This window comes from Lentzea pudingi (assembly GCF_014646255.1).
Taxonomy (GTDB): Bacteria; Actinomycetota; Actinomycetes; order Mycobacteriales; family Pseudonocardiaceae; genus Lentzea; species Lentzea pudingi.
The window spans coordinates 112,129-126,797 of the sequence record NZ_BMNC01000010.1; the positions used below are offsets into that span (position 1 = coordinate 112,129).

Sequence of the window (14,669 nt, forward strand, 5' to 3'; positions counted from 1 at the left end):
GGCGGACAGCTCCCCGGCCTCGAGCGTCAGCGGCCGCCCCGGGCCATGTGCAGCACGTCGAGTGCCGCGTCCAGCTGCTCCTCGGTGAGCTTGCCCGGCACGTGGCCGCGTTCCAGCACCACCTCGCGGATCGTCTTGCGCTCCTTCAGCGACTGCTTCGCGATCGACGCCGCCTCCTCGTAGCCGATGTAGCGGTTCAGCGGCGTGACGATGGACGGGGACGACTCGGCGTACTCGCTCATCTGCTCGACCTGCGGTTCGGTGCCGGTCAGCACCTTGTCCGCCAGGAGGCGGGCCACGGCGGCGAGCAGGCGGGACGACTCCAGGACGTTGCGGGCGATGACCGGCAGCATCACGTTGAGCTGGAAGTTGCCCTGTGAGCCGGCGAACGCGACGGTGGCGTCGTTGCCGATGACCTGCGCCACGACCATCATCGTGGCTTCCGAGATCACCGGGTTGACCTTGCCCGGCATGATCGAGCTGCCCGGCTGGAGGTCGGGAAGGGCGAGTTCGCCGAGGCCGGTGCGGGGGCCCGAGCCCAGCCAGCGGAGGTCGTTGGCGATCTTGAACAACGCGACCGCGCTCGCCCTGAGCTGGCCCGAGATCTCGACGACGCCGTCCTGGGTGGCCTGGGCCTCGAAGTGGTCGCGCGCCTCGACCAGGGGCAGGTCGGTGGCGGAGGCCAGTTCGGCGGCCACTCGGGCACCGAACTCGGCGGGCGCGTTCAGGCCGGAGCCGACCGCGGTGCCGCCGATCGGCAGTTCCGCGAGGCGCGGGATGGACGCCCGCAGGCGTTCCACCGAGTAGCGCACCTGGGACGCCCAGGCGCCCGTCTCCTGGCCGAGCGTGATCGGGACGGCGTCCATGAGGTGCGTGCGACCGGACTTGACCAGGTCGGACCACTCGGTCGCGCGCTGTTCCAGCACGTCTTGGAGGTGCTCCAAGGAGGGGATCACGTCGGTCACCACGGCCTCGGTGGCGGCCACGCGCAGGGTCGTCGGGAACGTGTCGTTGGACGACTGCGAGGCGTTGACGTGGTCGTTCGGGTGGACGTCGCGGCCCAGGGCCTTCGTCGCGAGGGTGGCGATGACCTCGTTGGCGTTCATGTTCGAGGACGTGCCGGAACCCGTCTGGAAGACGTCGACCGGGAAGTGGGCGTCCCACCGGCCGGCGGCCACCTCGTCGGCCGCGGCGGCGATGGCGCCGGCGATGTCGTCGGGGAGAACGCCCAGTTGGGCGTTGACCCTCGCTGCCGCTGCCTTGAGCAGGCCCAGTGCTCGGATCTGGGCGCGTTCCAGGCCTCGACCGGAAATCGGGAAGTTCTCGACCGCGCGTTGTGTTTGGGCGCGCCACAATGCGTCGACCGGCACGCGGACCTCACCCATCGTGTCGTGCTCGACGCGGTACTCCTGTTCAGACATGCCTTCGAGTCTCTATGGTCGATCACAGCACTGCCACCCACCACTGGCAGAAGGGCACCACTCATGGAGCGTGACGTCGACCTCCTCATCGTGGGAGCTGGTCCCACGGGGTTGTTCGCCGCTTATTACGCAGGCTTCCGGGAAATGAACGTCGCCGTCGTGGACGCCCTGCCAGAACCGGGCGGCCAGGTCACGGCGATGTATCCGGAGAAGATGATTTTCGACGTGGCCGGGTTCCCCGCCGTGCGGGGACGCGACCTCGTCAACGGACTGGTGGAGCAGGCAGCGCAGTTCAAGCCCACCTACCTGCTCGGCCGCCAGGCGCGCACGTGTGAGTCCATTGAGGACGGTCTGCGGGTCGGCCTCGCGGACGGTTCCACGATCAACACCAGGGCCGTGCTGATCACGGCCGGCATGGGCGAGTTCAACCCGCGTCCGCTGCCGGCGGGCGACGGCTGGCTGGGTCGTGGCATGGTCCACTTCGTGCCGGTGCTGGCCGAACACACCGGGCAGCACGTGGTGATCGTGGGCGGTGGCGACTCGGCGTTCGACTGGGCGCTGGCGCTGCACCCGATCGCCGCGAGCGTGAAGATCGTGCACCGCAGGGCCAACTTCCGCGCGCACGCGGCGACCGTGCGCCAGGTGCGGGAGCTCGGTGTCGAGATCATCACCGACGCCGAGGTGCTGGCGCTGCGGGGCACACCACTGTCCGAAGTGGACGTGAAGGTCAAGGGCGGTGACGCACGGACGTTGCCCGCGCAGACCGTCGTGGCCGCTCTCGGGTTCACGGCCGACCTCGGTCCGATCGAGTCGTGGGGACTCGAGCTCGACCACCGCGCGGTGCTCGTCGACAGCACGATGAGGACCAAGCTGGACCGGATCTACGCGGCGGGCGACGTCGCGCAGTACCCCGGCAAGGTCAAGCTGATCGCGACCGGGTTCGGGGAGGCGGCGACCGCGGTCAACAACATCGCGGTGGCGCTCAACCCGTCGGCGCACCTGTTCCCCGGGCACTCGAGCGACGGCAGCTGACGCGGGCGCCGGGGTCCGTTCAGGCCCCCGGCAACGGCGCCGGGTCGTGCTTGGCCAGGTGCTGGAAGATGATCGAGGTGCGGAAGCCGACGATCTCCTTGCGCTGACTCAGCCTGTCGACCAGGAACGCGTGCAGGCGGTCGTTGTCCTGCGCGCTCACGTGGATGACGAAGTCGTCGTTGCCCGCCATCACGAACACCGCCGTCACCTCGGGCAGGCCGTGCGCGAACGCCTTGAAGGCGTCGATGACGGCGCGGCTGAGCGGGCGGACCTGCACCGACACCAACGCCTGCACGCCCCGGTTCAGCGCGGACGGGGTGATGTCGGCGTGGTAGCCGCGGATCACGCCCCGTTCGCGCAGCAGCCGGGTGCGTTCCAGGCACGTCGACGGCGCGACGCCCACCTTGCGAGCGATGTCGCGGTTCGACTGCCGGGCATCACGCTGCAGTTCGCGCACGATCGCCGAATCAAGTTCATCCATCTCGCTCCTCACCCCGTTCTGCCGAACAACATTCGGTGCGACGGCCGCACACCTGTCAACCACCCTAACTTCGTGGTCGAAGCCTGACCGAAGTTCGGGAGGAACGCAGATGTGGGAGCACGAACGACTCGTCGTCCGCACGGGGCGGCGGTCGGGGATGACCACGATGGTCGCCCTGCACTCGACCGGGGCGGGGCCGGCGGTCGGTGGCTGCCGGATGAAGCCGTACGCGCGGATCACCGACGCCGTCACGGACGTGCTGCGCCTGTCCAAGGCCATGACGCTGAAGTGTGCAGCGGCCGGGATTCCGCACGGGGGAGCCAAGAGCGTGATCGTGGCCGACCGCGAGCTCACGCCGGAGCTGAGGCGTGCGGTGCTGCTCGACCACGCCGACCTGATCAACGAGTTCGAGGGCGCCTACCGCGCCGGGCCGGACGTCGGCACGGGACCGGACGACATGCTGGTGCTCAAGGAGATCACGCCGTACGCCTACTGCCTGCCCGAGGAGAACGGCGGCACCGGGTCGTCGAGCGGGCCCACGGCACGGGGTGTGCTGGCGGCGTTGAAGGCGGCCGCGCGCCACACGTTCGGAACGCCGGACCTCACTGGCCGGAAGGTCGTCATCAGCGGCTTCGGGTCGGTGGGGGAGCTGATCGCGAGAGGGCTCGACGGCGCGGACGTCACAGTGTCCGATGTGGACGAGAGCAGGCGGACGGCGGAGTTCGGCTGGGTGCGTCCGGACGAGGCGTACCGGGTCGAGGCGGACGTGCTCGTGCCCGCGGCGGTGGGCGGGGTGCTGAGCCCGGAGACCGTCCGGGGCCTCGCCGTCCGGCTGGTGGTGGGGCCCGCCAACAACCAGCTCACCGACGACGGGGTGGCCGCGTTGCTGGAGGAGCGCGGCATCGTGTGGGTGCCGGACCACGTCGCCAGTGCCGGTGGGGTGATCTACACGCTGGCCCGCGAGGACGACGGGGTGGACCATGAGACCGCGCTGACCAGGGTCGACGGCATCGAGGCGACGGTCGAGCGGTTGTTGAGGGCGCGGCAGCGAGACGTCGGCGGCAAGCCTGCGCCCGTCGCTGACATGGGCATCTAGGAGCACCGGGCCCGCCGCGCGCGTCCCGGTCGTGGGACGCGATGATGGAGCCGGTGGGGTGGCGATCGGCTGAGGAGAGTGGCATGACCCGGTGGAAGCTGGTCGCGGTGCTGGCCGCGGTCACCGCGCTCGGGGGCTGTTCCTCCGGCGGGACCTGGGCCGTGAAGCTCACGCCGACCGGGCTGCCGCAGTTCGTGGACGCCGGGTGCGGCGGGCCGGGCATCACGAACGCGTGGGTGCAGGCGGACGGGAAGGACATCTGGCGGGTCGGGTTCGCGCAGCCGGCCAAGGCCCGCGAGCTCGCCGTCAACCAGAAGCTTGAGGGTGCCGAGAAGGTCGCCTGGCAACAGCCCAAGGGTGATCAGCCGCTCCGGCTGTCCGTGCAGCGGGACGACGGCAGCACGCCCGTCGTGGAGTTCACGCTCGACGGCCTGAAGGACGGCAAGGTCAAGTTCGAGGACGCCTACCTCGGCGCGGACGAGTTCGCGAAGAAGCGCGAACAGTGCTGATGGCCTGACCAGTGCCACCGGTCAGGCCATCACAACCGTGATCTACGGCAGCACCTGCACCTGCTCGCCGACCATCAGGTTGTCGTAGAACACGAGCGACGCATCCATGGACATCCGGATGCACCCGTGCGACTGGACGGCAGTGTCACCCTGGTGGAACGCGATGCCGTCGGCGGTGAAGTACACCGCGTTCGGCATCGGGCCGTTGTAAGGGACGCTCCAGTCGTTCTTCACCTTGCGCAGCACCGAGAACGTGCCCACCGGGGTCTCGTACCCCGGCTTGCCGTGGCTGATGGTCACGGGCCCGTAGCTGGTTTTGCCGTTGAAGACCAGCCACGCCTGGTTCGAGTGCTTCTCCAGGCACGCTCCGTTGTGGACGGTGCATCCCGCCTGAGCCTGTGCGGGAACAGCGAAGCCGAGGATCAGGAGCACCGTCGCGATCAGAACTCGCATCTCTCATCACCCCTCTGTAGTGGAGTTGCCACTGTGGGGTGACTTCAATCATGTTTTTATGGAAGTACCTGGACGCGCTCGCCGGGGAAGAGGTTGTCGAAGAACACCTCGGAGTCGTTCCAGGAGAGCCGGACGCAGCCCGACAGGCGTGTCGAAGTCGGACTTGGACGCACGCTCCGTTGTGGACGGAGCAGCTGGATGCTTGGGCGGGTGCCGCCAAGCCCAGCAGGGACAAGGCCGTGGTTGATGATCATGAGACCACCTGGACGGTGTCGCCGATCGAGAGGTTGTTGAAGTAGTACCGGGCCGACGGCGGGTCGAGGTGGATGCAGCCGTGCGACGGATCGGTCAGCGAGCCCTCGTGGAACGCGATGCCGCTCTCGGTGAAGTACGTCGACCACGGCATCGGGGCGTTGTACGGCCGGCTCCACTCGTCCTTCACCTTGCGCAGCACCGGGAAGTTGCCCAGCGGCGTCTCGAAGCCGCGGCGTCCGTGCGTGATCGGCGTCGGGCCGTAGACGATCTTGTCGCCCCGGACGACCCACGTCTGGTTCGTGGAGAGCTGGATGCACGCGCCGTCGCTGATGGTGCACGGCGTCGGCTTCACGACGGGCGGGGGAGGCGGCGGCGGGGCAGGGGCCTCCGACGACGTCGACGGAGGCGTGGAAGGCGGCGCTTCGGAGGACGGCGCGCCAGGAGAGGGCGCTCCGGAAGAGGGTGCTGAAGACGACGAATGCGGTGGCGCCGCTGGAGTCTCGGCCTGCACGGTCCCCTGCGCGCATCCCGCCACCGACATCAACGCGACCGCTACGAGCAGCATCCTCATCGCGCAACCCCCTGGTTGTTCCATCCCTTGCCGAAGTAGACGACGGGAGGAGTGCGCAGGTTGCAACGGCGAGGGCCCGCCCCCCATAACGAATGGGAGACGGGCCCTCGGAATGCGTTTACCGGGTTACAGACCGCCCACGTTCGAGTTGATCCACGAGCGGTAGTACGAGAGGTCGACGTAGATCGACGGAGCCTGGGCGCAGTTCGCGCCGCCACCGGAGCGGCTGGTCGCGCCGATGAGCTCCCAGCGGCCGCCGACCGACTTCACCTGCGGGCCACCCGAGTCGCCGTAGCAGGCGCCCTTGTTGCCACCGGTGTTGTTGGTGCAGATCTCCGACACGCCGCTGATGCCGGAGCACCGGCTGTCGGAGACGATCGAGGTGTTGAGCTCCTGCAGGGTCACCGGAGCACCGCACGCGCCGCGGACCGGGCAGGTCTGGCCCCAGCCGATGATGCGGGTCGCGGTGCCGACCGCGCCCGACGAGGTCGGGATGCTGATCGGGGCCTGGCTGACCGAGGTGTTGAGCTGCACCACCGCCAGGTCGGCGGACGGGTGGTTGATGATGCGCGACGCACCGGTCGTGGTGCCGCCGCTGGTGCGGTTCGTGGTGCCGATCCGGGTGCGGATCGAGGACGCCGAGGAGCCCTGGACGCAGTGCTTGGCCGTCACGACCCAGTTGGCCTTGACCAGCGAGGCGCCGCAGAAGTGGCTGCCGGAGGTGCTCTGCAGGGACACCATGAACGGGTAGACCTGGGAGGCGTTGGTGCCACCGACGATCATCGGCGAGACCTCGCCGTCAGCGGTGGGAGCCGGAGCCGCGGAGGCCGCGGTGACCGTGGCGAGCAGGGCGCCCGCGGCCACGACGACTGCGGAGAACAACGAACGTGCCCTCATCGTTGAGTTCCTTTCCTGAACCCGGCGCAGGGTTGCCGGGGTCAGGACGGAAACTAAGGACGAAAGTGACCCCGTCACTAGGGTCACTCGGAGGGTGACCCTCCGTTAACGGTTCACAGATTCACACTGGACTACGGCAGCGGCTGCTGCGCGCCCTCGGGCAGGTCGAAGTCGACCGAGGAGTATTCGCGCAGCTTGTGGAGGCTGTGGAAGCCGTCGATCATGCGCACGGTGCCGGACTTGGACCGCATGACGATCGACTGGGTGGTGCAGCCACCCGCCCGGTAGTGCACGCCGCGCAGGAGGTCCCCGTCGGTCACGCCCGTGGCGCAGAAGAAGACGTTGTCGCCCGACACGAGGTCGTTCGTGGTGAGCACGCGGGACAGGTCGTGGCCCGCGCCGATCGCCTTCTCGCGTTCCTCGTCGTCCTTGGGCCACAACCGGCCCTGGATGGCGCCACCGACGCACTTGAGCGCCGCCGCCGCGATGATGCCCTCGGGGGTGCCGCCGATGCCCACGAGCATGTCCACGCCCGACGTGGGGCGTGCCGCCGCGATCGCGCCGGCCACGTCGCCGTCGGAGATGAAGTGGATGCGCGCGCCGGCCTGCCGGACCTCCCGCACGATCTGCTCGTGCCGGGGCCGGTCGAGGATGCACACGTTCACGTCGGACACGTCGCTGTGCTTGGCCTTCGCGACGCGGCGGATGTTCTCCGCGAGCGGCGCGGTGATGTCGATGACGTCGGCCGCCTCCGGGCCCACGGCGAGCTTCTCCATGTAGAACACGGCGGACGGGTCGAACATCGCCCCGCGCTCGGCCACCGCCAGGACGGCCAGCGCGTTCGGCATGCCCTTGGCCATCAGCGTGGTGCCGTCGATCGGGTCGACCGCGACGTCGCAGTCGGGGCCCTCGCCGTTGCCGACTTCCTCACCGTTGAACAGCATGGGCGCCTCGTCCTTCTCGCCCTCGCCGATCACCACGACGCCTCTCATCGAGACGGTGTGGATGAGCTTGCGCATCGCGTCGACGGCCGCGCCGTCACCGCCGTTCTTGTCGCCGCGTCCCACCCACCGGCCGGCGGCCATCGCCGCTGCCTCGGTGACGCGCACGAGCTCCAATGCCAGGTTCCGGTCGGGGGCTTCGCGACGTCGTTCCGCGGGGGTGTTCACCATTGCGCGCCTCCATGCGACTACTCAGCGTGCCGGATTTTGTGATCGGCAGCTGAATCCTTGCACGGGATCACGACTCCGAAACGTCCTCCTCGACGACAGCCAGAGCTGCATCGATTCGCTCGCGCGCACCGGCGAGATGCTGCTCACAAGTCTTGGCGAGCGCCTCACCGCGTTCCCACAACGCCAGGGAGTCCTCCAGCGACAGGCCACCGGCCTCCAGCTTGCGGACCACGTCGACCAGTTCGTCGCGGGCGGCTTCGTAACCGAGTGTTTCCGAACTCACGCGGATTGGCTCCTCAGACGGCTCAGCACGGTCGCGACGGCCAGGTCGTACCCGACCAGCGCCTCCGCGAACTCCTCGCCGTCACCCTCTCGCACCGCCTCGTCGATCAGCGCCTCGGCCTCCGTGACACGCCGGTACTGGACCATGCCGCCAATCGCCGCGCGACCGGAAATCACAGTGGCCTCGCTCAGGTCGTGCAACGTCAGGATCAGCGTGCGGCGGCCCGTGGTGTCGCAGTCGCCCACCATCGCGGTCCAGCAGTCGGCCGCGGCGCGGTTCGCCGCCTCCGCCTTCGTGCGCAGTCCCGAGCCGCAGGAACCGGCCGCCTCCATGGTGAGGGGCAGGAACACGGCATCACGCATCATCGGTACCTCCCCCTTCCGCATTGGTGACAGTGGCCAGCACTGCTCCGTCAACGACGCGTACCCGCAGTTGTGTTCCGCTCGGCGCGTCCGCCACGGTTCGCAACACGCCGTCGGGACCGTCAGGTGTGACGAGTTGCACAACGGCGTATCCGCGGGCCAGCGTGGCGGCTGGTCCGAGGGTCGTCAAGCGGGCTTTGGTCCCCGAGAGGTGGACGTCTTCCCGGTCGAGTCGTTGCGTGACTGCCCTGCGGCCCTGGTCGCGAAACCGCTTCACTTCCTCGGCGCGGCGCTCCAACGGGCCGTACGGGTCCGAAATCACTGGTCGGGAGCGCAGTGCGTCGAGCAGTTCGCGCTCTCGATCTACCCAGCCGTGCAGCGCGCGCCGGCCGCGATCGCGCATCTGGCGAACGCGTTCACTCTCTTCAGCGACATCCGGAACCACCCGTTTGCCAGCGTCGGTCGGCGTCGAACAACGCACGTCAGCGACGTGGTCGAGCAGCGGGGTGTCCGGTTCGTGGCCGATCGCCGACATCACCGGCGTGCGGCACGAGGACACCGCGCGGCAGAGCGCCTCGTCGGAGAACGGCAGCAGGTCCTCCACGCTGCCGCCGCCGCGGGCGATGATGATCACGTCGCACTCGGGGTCGCGTTCCAAAGTGGACAGTGCGGTCATCACCTGGGTGACGGCGGTCGGGCCCTGCACGGCGACGTTGATGACGCGGAAGTGCGCGCCGGGCCAACGGTTTCGCGCGTTGGTGAGCACGTCGCGCTCGGCCGCCGACGCCCGGCCGGTGATGAGACCGATCTTGGCCGGCAGGAACGGCGGCCGGCGCTTGCGGCGCGGGTCGAACAGGCCTTCCGCGTGCAGCAGCTTGCGCAGCCGTTCCATGCGGGCCAGCAGCTCGCCGATGCCGACGGCGCGGATGTCGTCCGCGCGCAGCGACAGCGTGCCCCGGTTCGGGTAGAAGCTGATCTTGCCGTGCGCGATGACCCTGCTGCCCTCGGTCAGCTGCAGCTCGCGGACCATCGAGGCGCTGCAGGTGATCGACATCGACATGTCGACGCTCGGGTCGCGCAACGTCAGGAACGCCGTGGAACTGCGCGCGTTGAGCTGCGTGACCTGCCCCTCGACCCACACGTCGCCGAGCCGGTTGATCCAGTCGAGCAGCTTGCGGGCGACCGTCCGCACCGGCCACGGGCTCTCCGGCGAGGATTTCGCTTCGGTCACTGAGCTTTGACCGTCGCGATCCGGCGGTTGAGCATCCCCACGAACTCAGGACGCGACTCGTGCGCCTTCTCGTAGCGCAGCAGTTCCTCGAGCTGCTCGACGCCGAGGTTGCGCAGCCGTGCCCGCAGCTGCGCGATCGACAGTTCGTCGTAGGACGGCAGGAACTCGGGGACCTCGGCGATCGCCCGCTCCTCCTCTTCCCACGGGTCGTCGGCGGGAGTTTCCTGAGAAGTCGTGACGGGCGTCTCGTCCTCGTCGAAGGTCGCCCACTCCGGCTCCTCCTCGGCGGGACGCAGTCCGGAGAGGACGTCGTCGCCCTTGATGGCGAGTTCGGTCACATGCTGCTGCACGCGCATGGACAACTGCATCGCCTCGCTGACCACCGTCAACGGGAGTCCGGCGAGCTGCTGCGGCAGCTTGCGGGCCTGTTCGAGGGCGGTCACCGCGAGTCCGGCCGCGATGCGGACACCCAATGGCAGTGGCTTCATGCCGCTAAGCCTGCCGCAACCGCGTCTGAAATGCCTAGGAACGGGACTGGGTACCCTGGAGACATGCCCAAGCGAGTCCTGTTGGCGAAGCCGCGTGGTTACTGCGCGGGCGTTGATCGTGCCGTGGAGACGGTCGAGCTCGCCCTCGAGAAGTACGGCGCACCTGTCTACGTGCGCAAGGAGATCGTCCACAACAAGTACGTCGTGGAGACGCTGTCCGACCGCGGTGCCATCTTCGTCAACGAGACGGACGAGGTTCCTGAGGGCGCACTCGTCGTGTTCTCAGCGCACGGCGTGTCACCCGCCGTGCACGCGGAGGCCGAGCAGCGCTCGTTGCGCACCATCGACGCCACGTGTCCTTTGGTGACGAAGGTCCACAAGGAAGCGGTGCGGTTCGCCAAGGAGGACTACGACATCCTCCTGATCGGCCACGAGGGGCACGAGGAGGTCGAGGGCACCGCCGGTGAGGCACCCGACCACGTGCAGCTCGTCGACACCGCCGAGGACGTGGAGAAGGTCGCCGTCCGCGACCCGAACAAGGTCATCTGGTTGTCCCAGACCACGCTCTCGGTCGACGAGACCATGGTGCGCGTCCGTCAGCTCAAGGACCGCTTCCCCGACTTGCAGGACCCGCCGTCCGACGACATCTGCTACGCCACCTCGAACCGCCAGACCGCGGTGAAGACGATGGCGCCGTCGTGCGACCTGGTGCTCGTCGTGGGCTCGAAGAACTCCTCGAACTCGGTCCGGCTGGTCGAGGTCGCGCTGCAGCACGGCGCGAAGGCCTCCTACCTGATCGACTACGCCAAGGAGGTCGACCTGGCGTGGCTCGAGGGCGTCGAGACCGTGGGCGTCACGTCGGGCGCGTCGGTGCCGGACCTGCTGGTGATGGAACTGCTGAAGTTCCTGGAGACGCACGGCTACGGCGAGGTCGAGGAGATCACCACGGCGAACGAGCGCATCACGTTCTCGTTGCCGCGTGAGCTCCGCAAGGACCTCGTTCGCTAACCCAGCGAGGCCAAGGCTTTCTCGACGTCGAGCGGCCACACGAGCAGAGCGTCCGCGGCGGCTGACACCACCGCACGGCCGTCAGGCATCCACGCGATGTGGGTGACGCTCTCCGCGTGGCCGCGCAGCGTTGCCCACGGCTGCAGGGAGTTCACGTCCCAGACGACAGCGGTCTTGTCGTTGCCGCCGCTCGCGAGCCTGGACGAGTCAGGGCTGAACGCGACCCCGCTGATCGTGCCCGTGTGGCCGCGCAGTTCGCCCTTCTTCTTCCACGTCGTGGTGTCCCACAGCAAGATCAGGCCGTCGTCGCCCGCGGTGGCGAGCGTTCGTCCGTCCGGGGACATCGCGAGGGCGCGCACCGGACCGTCGTGCACCGCGCCGAAGTTGAAGTCCCTGCCGGTGTCGAGGTCCCAGACGACCACGAGCCCCCAGTCGGACCCGAGCACGAGTTCGCGGTCGTTCCTGCCGGACGTCGCCGCGGTCGGTGTGCCGCTGGTGCGGGTGTCGACGACCTTCGGGTTGCTCGTCCAGACCGTCGCGGTCCGGCCGCCACCGGCGGAGATCAGCCGGTTGTCGCCGGTGAACACCAGCGCGGCCGGTGGCAGGTCCACGTCCCGGGTGACGTCGAGGTGCCCGTCCGAGGTCCGCCGCACCGCCAAGGGCGCGTCGGGCCCCGCGGTGGCGAGCAGGGAGCGGTCCGGGCTGAAGCGTGCGACGGTGCGGCCGGACGCTCCTGTCTCGACGCGGCCGGCACGGCGCAGGGCGGCGTCGCGGCGTTCGATCACGCCCGCGTCGTCGAACGTGAGGATGCCGCCGTCCGGGTCGACCGCGAGCGCCCGCAACGGGTGCGCGGACGCGACGGGCACGGCGCTGCGGGGCAGCAGCCGCAGGGCCGACCCGTTGGACATCGCGAGCTTTCCGTCCGGGGTGAAGGCCATGTCCGTGATGGTGGTGTTGACGCGGATCGCGGGCAGCGCGGTGCCGTGCACGGCGTCCCACAGCCTGATCTCGTTGTCCTCGCTCCCCGCGCTGGCGAGCACCGTGCGGTCGGTGCTGGCGGCCATGACGGCCCAGCCCCTGCCGGAGGGCAGCGTCCGGACCAGCACGCCGGTCGCCGTGTCCCACATCCTCACCTCGCCCTGGGCGGTGCCCATCGCGAGAAGACCACCCTGCAGGAGCACCACCTGACCGGCGTCCGTGCCGAAGTCGAACCCTCCGGTGCGTTGTCCGGTGGCGAGGCTCCAGAAGAACACCGAGGTCCTGTTCACCGCGGCGACGGTGTCCCCGACCACGTCGAACCGGACCAGGCCGTCGCTGCCGGGCAGTTCGGCCCGCATCGTGCGGGTGGCCACGTCCCAGATCTGGCCGCCGGTCAGAACCGCGCGGCCGTCGTCCACGAACTTCACGCTCGCCCATCCGTCCTCGCGCAGGACGACGGGCTCCGCGGTGGGGGAGGAGTGCAGGGTGACGCGGCCGGACTGGTCGGAGACGACGATGGCGCCGTCCGCCGCGAAGTCCATGTCGAGGATCTGGCGGCCGGGGAGCAGGACACCGGCGGGCGCGAGCGTGGTGCCGTCGAACAGTGCCGCGCCGTCCAGGGTCGGCATCCCGATGATCCCGTTGCCGGTCTTCACGGCCTGGCCGTGGACGGACCGCACGCCGCGCTGACGTTCGGCCGCGACGCTCAGGACCTGGCTGCGCGCCTCGGTGATCGGCGCGGTGCGGTACGCCTCGGCTGCTTTGCGGGCGGCTTCGTCCGGGTTGCTCTGCAGCAGTGCGGCCGAGAGCGCGGCGAGTTGCCGCGACTGCGTGAGGAGGCTCAGGCGCTCGACCTCGCGACGTTGCTGGGTGGCGGTGACGGCGCTGCTGCTCGCCACCAGGACGAGCACGATCAGGACGGCCGCGGCGGCGCGCAGGCGGCGGGTGCGGCGGCGGGCGAGGTTCCTCGACGCGGCCAGGAACGCGTCCTCGGCCGGGGCGAGGACGGCGTCGCTGCGGGCGGCCCACTCGCAGGCCTCCGCGAGCCTGACGGTCTGGTAGAGCGCGCCGGAGTCCCGGTCGAGCTCCTCCCACAGCCGGGCGGCCTCGGTGAGCCTGCGGTGCGTCCTGAGGCCCTCGCGGTCCTCGTCCAGCCAGGCCGTCAGGCGCGGCCAGGCCCGGAACAACGCCTCGTGGGTGACCTCGACGGTGTTCTCGCCGACGGTGACGAGGCGGGCGTTGGCGAGGACGTCCAGCACCTCGTCGCCGATCACCTCACCGCGCGGGACGGGACGTTTCGTGCCGTCCGCGGCGAGCCTGAGCAGCAGCTGCCGGGCCAGTCGCTGCTGGCCCTCGGAGAGCAGCGCGTAGGCGGTCTCCGCGCTCTGGGCCAGCGCGCCGTCGATACCGCCGGCCGCCTCGTAGGCGCCGACGGTGAGGATGTTGCCGCGCTTGCGGTGCCAGGTCTCGACCAGGGCGTGGCTGACCAGCGGGAGAACGCCGCTGCGGCCGTTCGCCTCCGCGATCAGCGTGGTCAGCAGGGCACCCTCGACGGTGCAGCCGACCTTGGCCGCGGGCTGGGTGATCGCCCGGCGCAGCTCGTCCGGGCTCATCGTGCCGATCAGGACCTGGGCGTCGGTGAGCGCCTCGGCCAGGGCGGCGTGCTGCGAGCAGTGCGGGTAGAAGTCGGACCGGACCGCGATGGCCACCTTGGTGCGCGCGCCGAGCAGTTGTGCGAGGAACGCCTCGCGCTGGACCGGGTCGTCGCAGAGGGTGAAGAGCTCCTCGAACTGGTCCACGATCAGCAGGTCGGGGTTCCGCGACAGGGCCTCGGCGACGGACGCGTCCGGGTCGGTGCCGGGGGTGCAGCTGACCGGGTTGCGGAAGTGCTCGGCGAGACCGGCCTTGAGCAGGGAGGACTTGCCTTCGCCGGACGCGCCGAACACGGCGAGGAAGTCGTGCGTTTCGAGGCGGCTCTTCAGCGCGTTGGTGAGCTTTTCGCGGCCGAAGAAACGGTCCGCGTCCTCTCTCGTGAACGCGCTCAGGCCCACGTACGGCGCAGGGCTGACCTTCGACAGCGCCCAGCTCTCGTCGACCTCCTGCCAGCGGCGCGTCCACGCCTGCTCGTCGCCGCCGCACGCCCGGACGTAGGCGAGCGTGACGTCGAGGCCGGGCACCTTGCGGCCCGCGGCGGCGTCGGACAGCGTCGTGACCGAGAAGTGCGCGCGCCTGGACAGCTCCCGATAGGTCGGGGTGCCGGCGTCGGCGCGCAGGCTGCGCAGATCTCTTGCGAACCGCAGCAGCGGGCTGTCGCCCTCGTCGAGTGGACGTTCTCCCCTAGGCATCGAGCTCATGCTGGCAGAGTGCTGCCGCTTTCCCGGGGCGTTGTCCAGACCTCGTTGTTCGCGGTTCGGGGAGTGGGCGCGAACAAT

General features: G+C 69.6%; 15 protein-coding genes. 4 read left to right on the top strand and 11 right to left on the bottom strand.

The window, feature by feature from the left end; genetic code table 11:
* Positions 1 to 26: 26 nt before the first annotated feature.
* On the bottom strand, positions 27 to 1,421 hold the full coding sequence (locus IEY88_RS29745; protein WP_189158194.1) for a class II fumarate hydratase: 1,395 nt from the start codon (positions 1,419 to 1,421) through the stop codon (positions 27 to 29).
* A gap of 63 nt (positions 1,422 to 1,484) precedes the next feature.
* Between IEY88_RS29745 and IEY88_RS29750 the strand changes: the two genes are divergently transcribed.
* A complete protein-coding gene (locus IEY88_RS29750; RefSeq protein ID WP_189158195.1) occupies positions 1,485 to 2,453 on the top strand; it encodes an NAD(P)/FAD-dependent oxidoreductase in 969 nt (322 codons plus the stop codon).
* Between the two features lie 19 nt (positions 2,454 to 2,472).
* Here IEY88_RS29750 and IEY88_RS29755 read toward each other — a convergent pair whose 3' ends face one another.
* Complete coding sequence (locus IEY88_RS29755) at positions 2,473 to 2,934, bottom strand: Lrp/AsnC family transcriptional regulator (RefSeq protein WP_189158196.1); 462 nt, start codon at positions 2,932 to 2,934, stop codon at positions 2,473 to 2,475.
* Positions 2,935 to 3,043: 109 nt separating this feature from the next.
* On the opposite strand from IEY88_RS29755, the gene IEY88_RS29760 reads away from it, so the two are divergent.
* Positions 3,044 to 4,030, top strand: coding sequence for a Glu/Leu/Phe/Val dehydrogenase dimerization domain-containing protein (locus tag IEY88_RS29760; protein WP_189158197.1), 987 nt, complete (start codon positions 3,044 to 3,046; stop codon positions 4,028 to 4,030).
* Positions 4,031 to 4,113: 83 nt separating this feature from the next.
* On the top strand, positions 4,114 to 4,539 hold the full coding sequence (locus IEY88_RS29765; RefSeq protein ID WP_189158198.1) for a hypothetical protein: 426 nt from the start codon (positions 4,114 to 4,116) through the stop codon (positions 4,537 to 4,539).
* Between the two features lie 42 nt (positions 4,540 to 4,581).
* Here IEY88_RS29765 and IEY88_RS29770 read toward each other — a convergent pair whose 3' ends face one another.
* The 8 genes from IEY88_RS29770 to IEY88_RS29805 all read right to left on the bottom strand — a co-directional run bounded on the left by IEY88_RS29770 (position 4,582) and on the right by IEY88_RS29805 (position 10,251).
* Positions 4,582 to 4,992, bottom strand: a complete 411-nt coding sequence (locus IEY88_RS29770; protein WP_189158199.1) for a L,D-transpeptidase — start codon at positions 4,990 to 4,992, stop codon at positions 4,582 to 4,584.
* 250 nt (positions 4,993 to 5,242) lie between these two features.
* The gene (locus IEY88_RS44495) at positions 5,243 to 5,818 is read right to left on the bottom strand and encodes a L,D-transpeptidase (protein ID WP_229693887.1); all 576 of its coding nucleotides are present in this window, start codon (positions 5,816 to 5,818) and stop codon (positions 5,243 to 5,245) included.
* Positions 5,819 to 5,944: 126 nt separating this feature from the next.
* A complete protein-coding gene (locus tag IEY88_RS29780) occupies positions 5,945 to 6,715 on the bottom strand; it encodes a S1 family peptidase (protein ID WP_189158200.1) in 771 nt (256 codons plus the stop codon).
* A gap of 131 nt (positions 6,716 to 6,846) precedes the next feature.
* Positions 6,847 to 7,887, bottom strand: a complete 1,041-nt coding sequence (gene glpX, locus IEY88_RS29785; protein WP_189158201.1) for a class II fructose-bisphosphatase — start codon at positions 7,885 to 7,887, stop codon at positions 6,847 to 6,849.
* A 67-nt stretch (positions 7,888 to 7,954) separates the two neighbouring features.
* A complete protein-coding gene (locus IEY88_RS29790; RefSeq protein ID WP_229693888.1) occupies positions 7,955 to 8,170 on the bottom strand; it encodes an exodeoxyribonuclease VII small subunit in 216 nt (71 codons plus the stop codon).
* Positions 8,167 to 8,535 (bottom strand): sugar ABC transporter substrate-binding protein, encoded by a 369-nt coding sequence (locus IEY88_RS29795; protein WP_229693889.1) that lies wholly within the window; start codon positions 8,533 to 8,535, stop codon positions 8,167 to 8,169. The genes IEY88_RS29790 and IEY88_RS29795 overlap by 4 nt, the downstream gene beginning before the upstream one ends.
* The gene (gene xseA, locus IEY88_RS29800) at positions 8,525 to 9,763 is read right to left on the bottom strand and encodes an exodeoxyribonuclease VII large subunit (RefSeq protein WP_189158202.1); all 1,239 of its coding nucleotides are present in this window, start codon (positions 9,761 to 9,763) and stop codon (positions 8,525 to 8,527) included. The genes IEY88_RS29795 and xseA overlap by 11 nt, the downstream gene beginning before the upstream one ends.
* A complete protein-coding gene (locus IEY88_RS29805; protein ID WP_189158203.1) occupies positions 9,760 to 10,251 on the bottom strand; it encodes a lipid droplet-associated protein in 492 nt (163 codons plus the stop codon). The genes xseA and IEY88_RS29805 overlap by 4 nt, the downstream gene beginning before the upstream one ends.
* Before the next feature lie 63 nt (positions 10,252 to 10,314).
* On the opposite strand from IEY88_RS29805, the gene IEY88_RS29810 reads away from it, so the two are divergent.
* On the top strand, positions 10,315 to 11,259 hold the full coding sequence (locus IEY88_RS29810) for a 4-hydroxy-3-methylbut-2-enyl diphosphate reductase (protein ID WP_189158204.1): 945 nt from the start codon (positions 10,315 to 10,317) through the stop codon (positions 11,257 to 11,259).
* Here IEY88_RS29810 and IEY88_RS29815 read toward each other — a convergent pair.
* Positions 11,256 to 14,582: a WD40 repeat domain-containing protein gene (locus IEY88_RS29815; protein WP_189158205.1), complete on the bottom strand. Its 3,327-nt coding sequence runs from the start codon at positions 14,580 to 14,582 to the stop codon at positions 11,256 to 11,258. The two genes, IEY88_RS29810 and IEY88_RS29815, sit on opposite strands and share 4 nt — an antisense overlap.
* Between the last annotated feature and the right edge of the window lie 87 nt (positions 14,583 to 14,669).

Excerpts from the sequence above, each read along its gene's own strand:
- IEY88_RS29805 (WP_189158203.1), bottom strand. The coding sequence starts at position 10,251 with ATGAAGCCACTGCCATTGGGTGTCCGCATCGCGGCCGGACTCGCGGTG.
- IEY88_RS29765 (WP_189158198.1), top strand. The coding sequence starts at position 4,114 with ATGACCCGGTGGAAGCTGGTCGCGGTGCTGGCCGCGGTCACCGCGCTC.
- IEY88_RS29770 (WP_189158199.1), bottom strand. The coding sequence starts at position 4,992 with ATGCGAGTTCTGATCGCGACGGTGCTCCTGATCCTCGGCTTCGCTGTT.
- IEY88_RS29755 (WP_189158196.1), bottom strand. The coding sequence starts at position 2,934 with ATGGATGAACTTGATTCGGCGATCGTGCGCGAACTGCAGCGTGATGCC.
- IEY88_RS29750 (WP_189158195.1), top strand. The coding sequence starts at position 1,485 with ATGGAGCGTGACGTCGACCTCCTCATCGTGGGAGCTGGTCCCACGGGG.
- IEY88_RS29760 (WP_189158197.1), top strand. The coding sequence starts at position 3,044 with ATGTGGGAGCACGAACGACTCGTCGTCCGCACGGGGCGGCGGTCGGGG.
- glpX (WP_189158201.1), bottom strand. The coding sequence starts at position 7,887 with ATGGTGAACACCCCCGCGGAACGACGTCGCGAAGCCCCCGACCGGAAC.
- IEY88_RS29810 (WP_189158204.1), top strand. The coding sequence starts at position 10,315 with ATGCCCAAGCGAGTCCTGTTGGCGAAGCCGCGTGGTTACTGCGCGGGC.
- IEY88_RS29745 (WP_189158194.1), bottom strand. The coding sequence starts at position 1,421 with ATGTCTGAACAGGAGTACCGCGTCGAGCACGACACGATGGGTGAGGTC.
- IEY88_RS44495 (WP_229693887.1), bottom strand. The coding sequence starts at position 5,818 with ATGAGGATGCTGCTCGTAGCGGTCGCGTTGATGTCGGTGGCGGGATGC.
- IEY88_RS29795 (WP_229693889.1), bottom strand. The coding sequence starts at position 8,535 with ATGATGCGTGATGCCGTGTTCCTGCCCCTCACCATGGAGGCGGCCGGT.
- IEY88_RS29815 (WP_189158205.1), bottom strand. The coding sequence starts at position 14,582 with ATGCCTAGGGGAGAACGTCCACTCGACGAGGGCGACAGCCCGCTGCTG.
- IEY88_RS29780 (WP_189158200.1), bottom strand. The coding sequence starts at position 6,715 with ATGAGGGCACGTTCGTTGTTCTCCGCAGTCGTCGTGGCCGCGGGCGCC.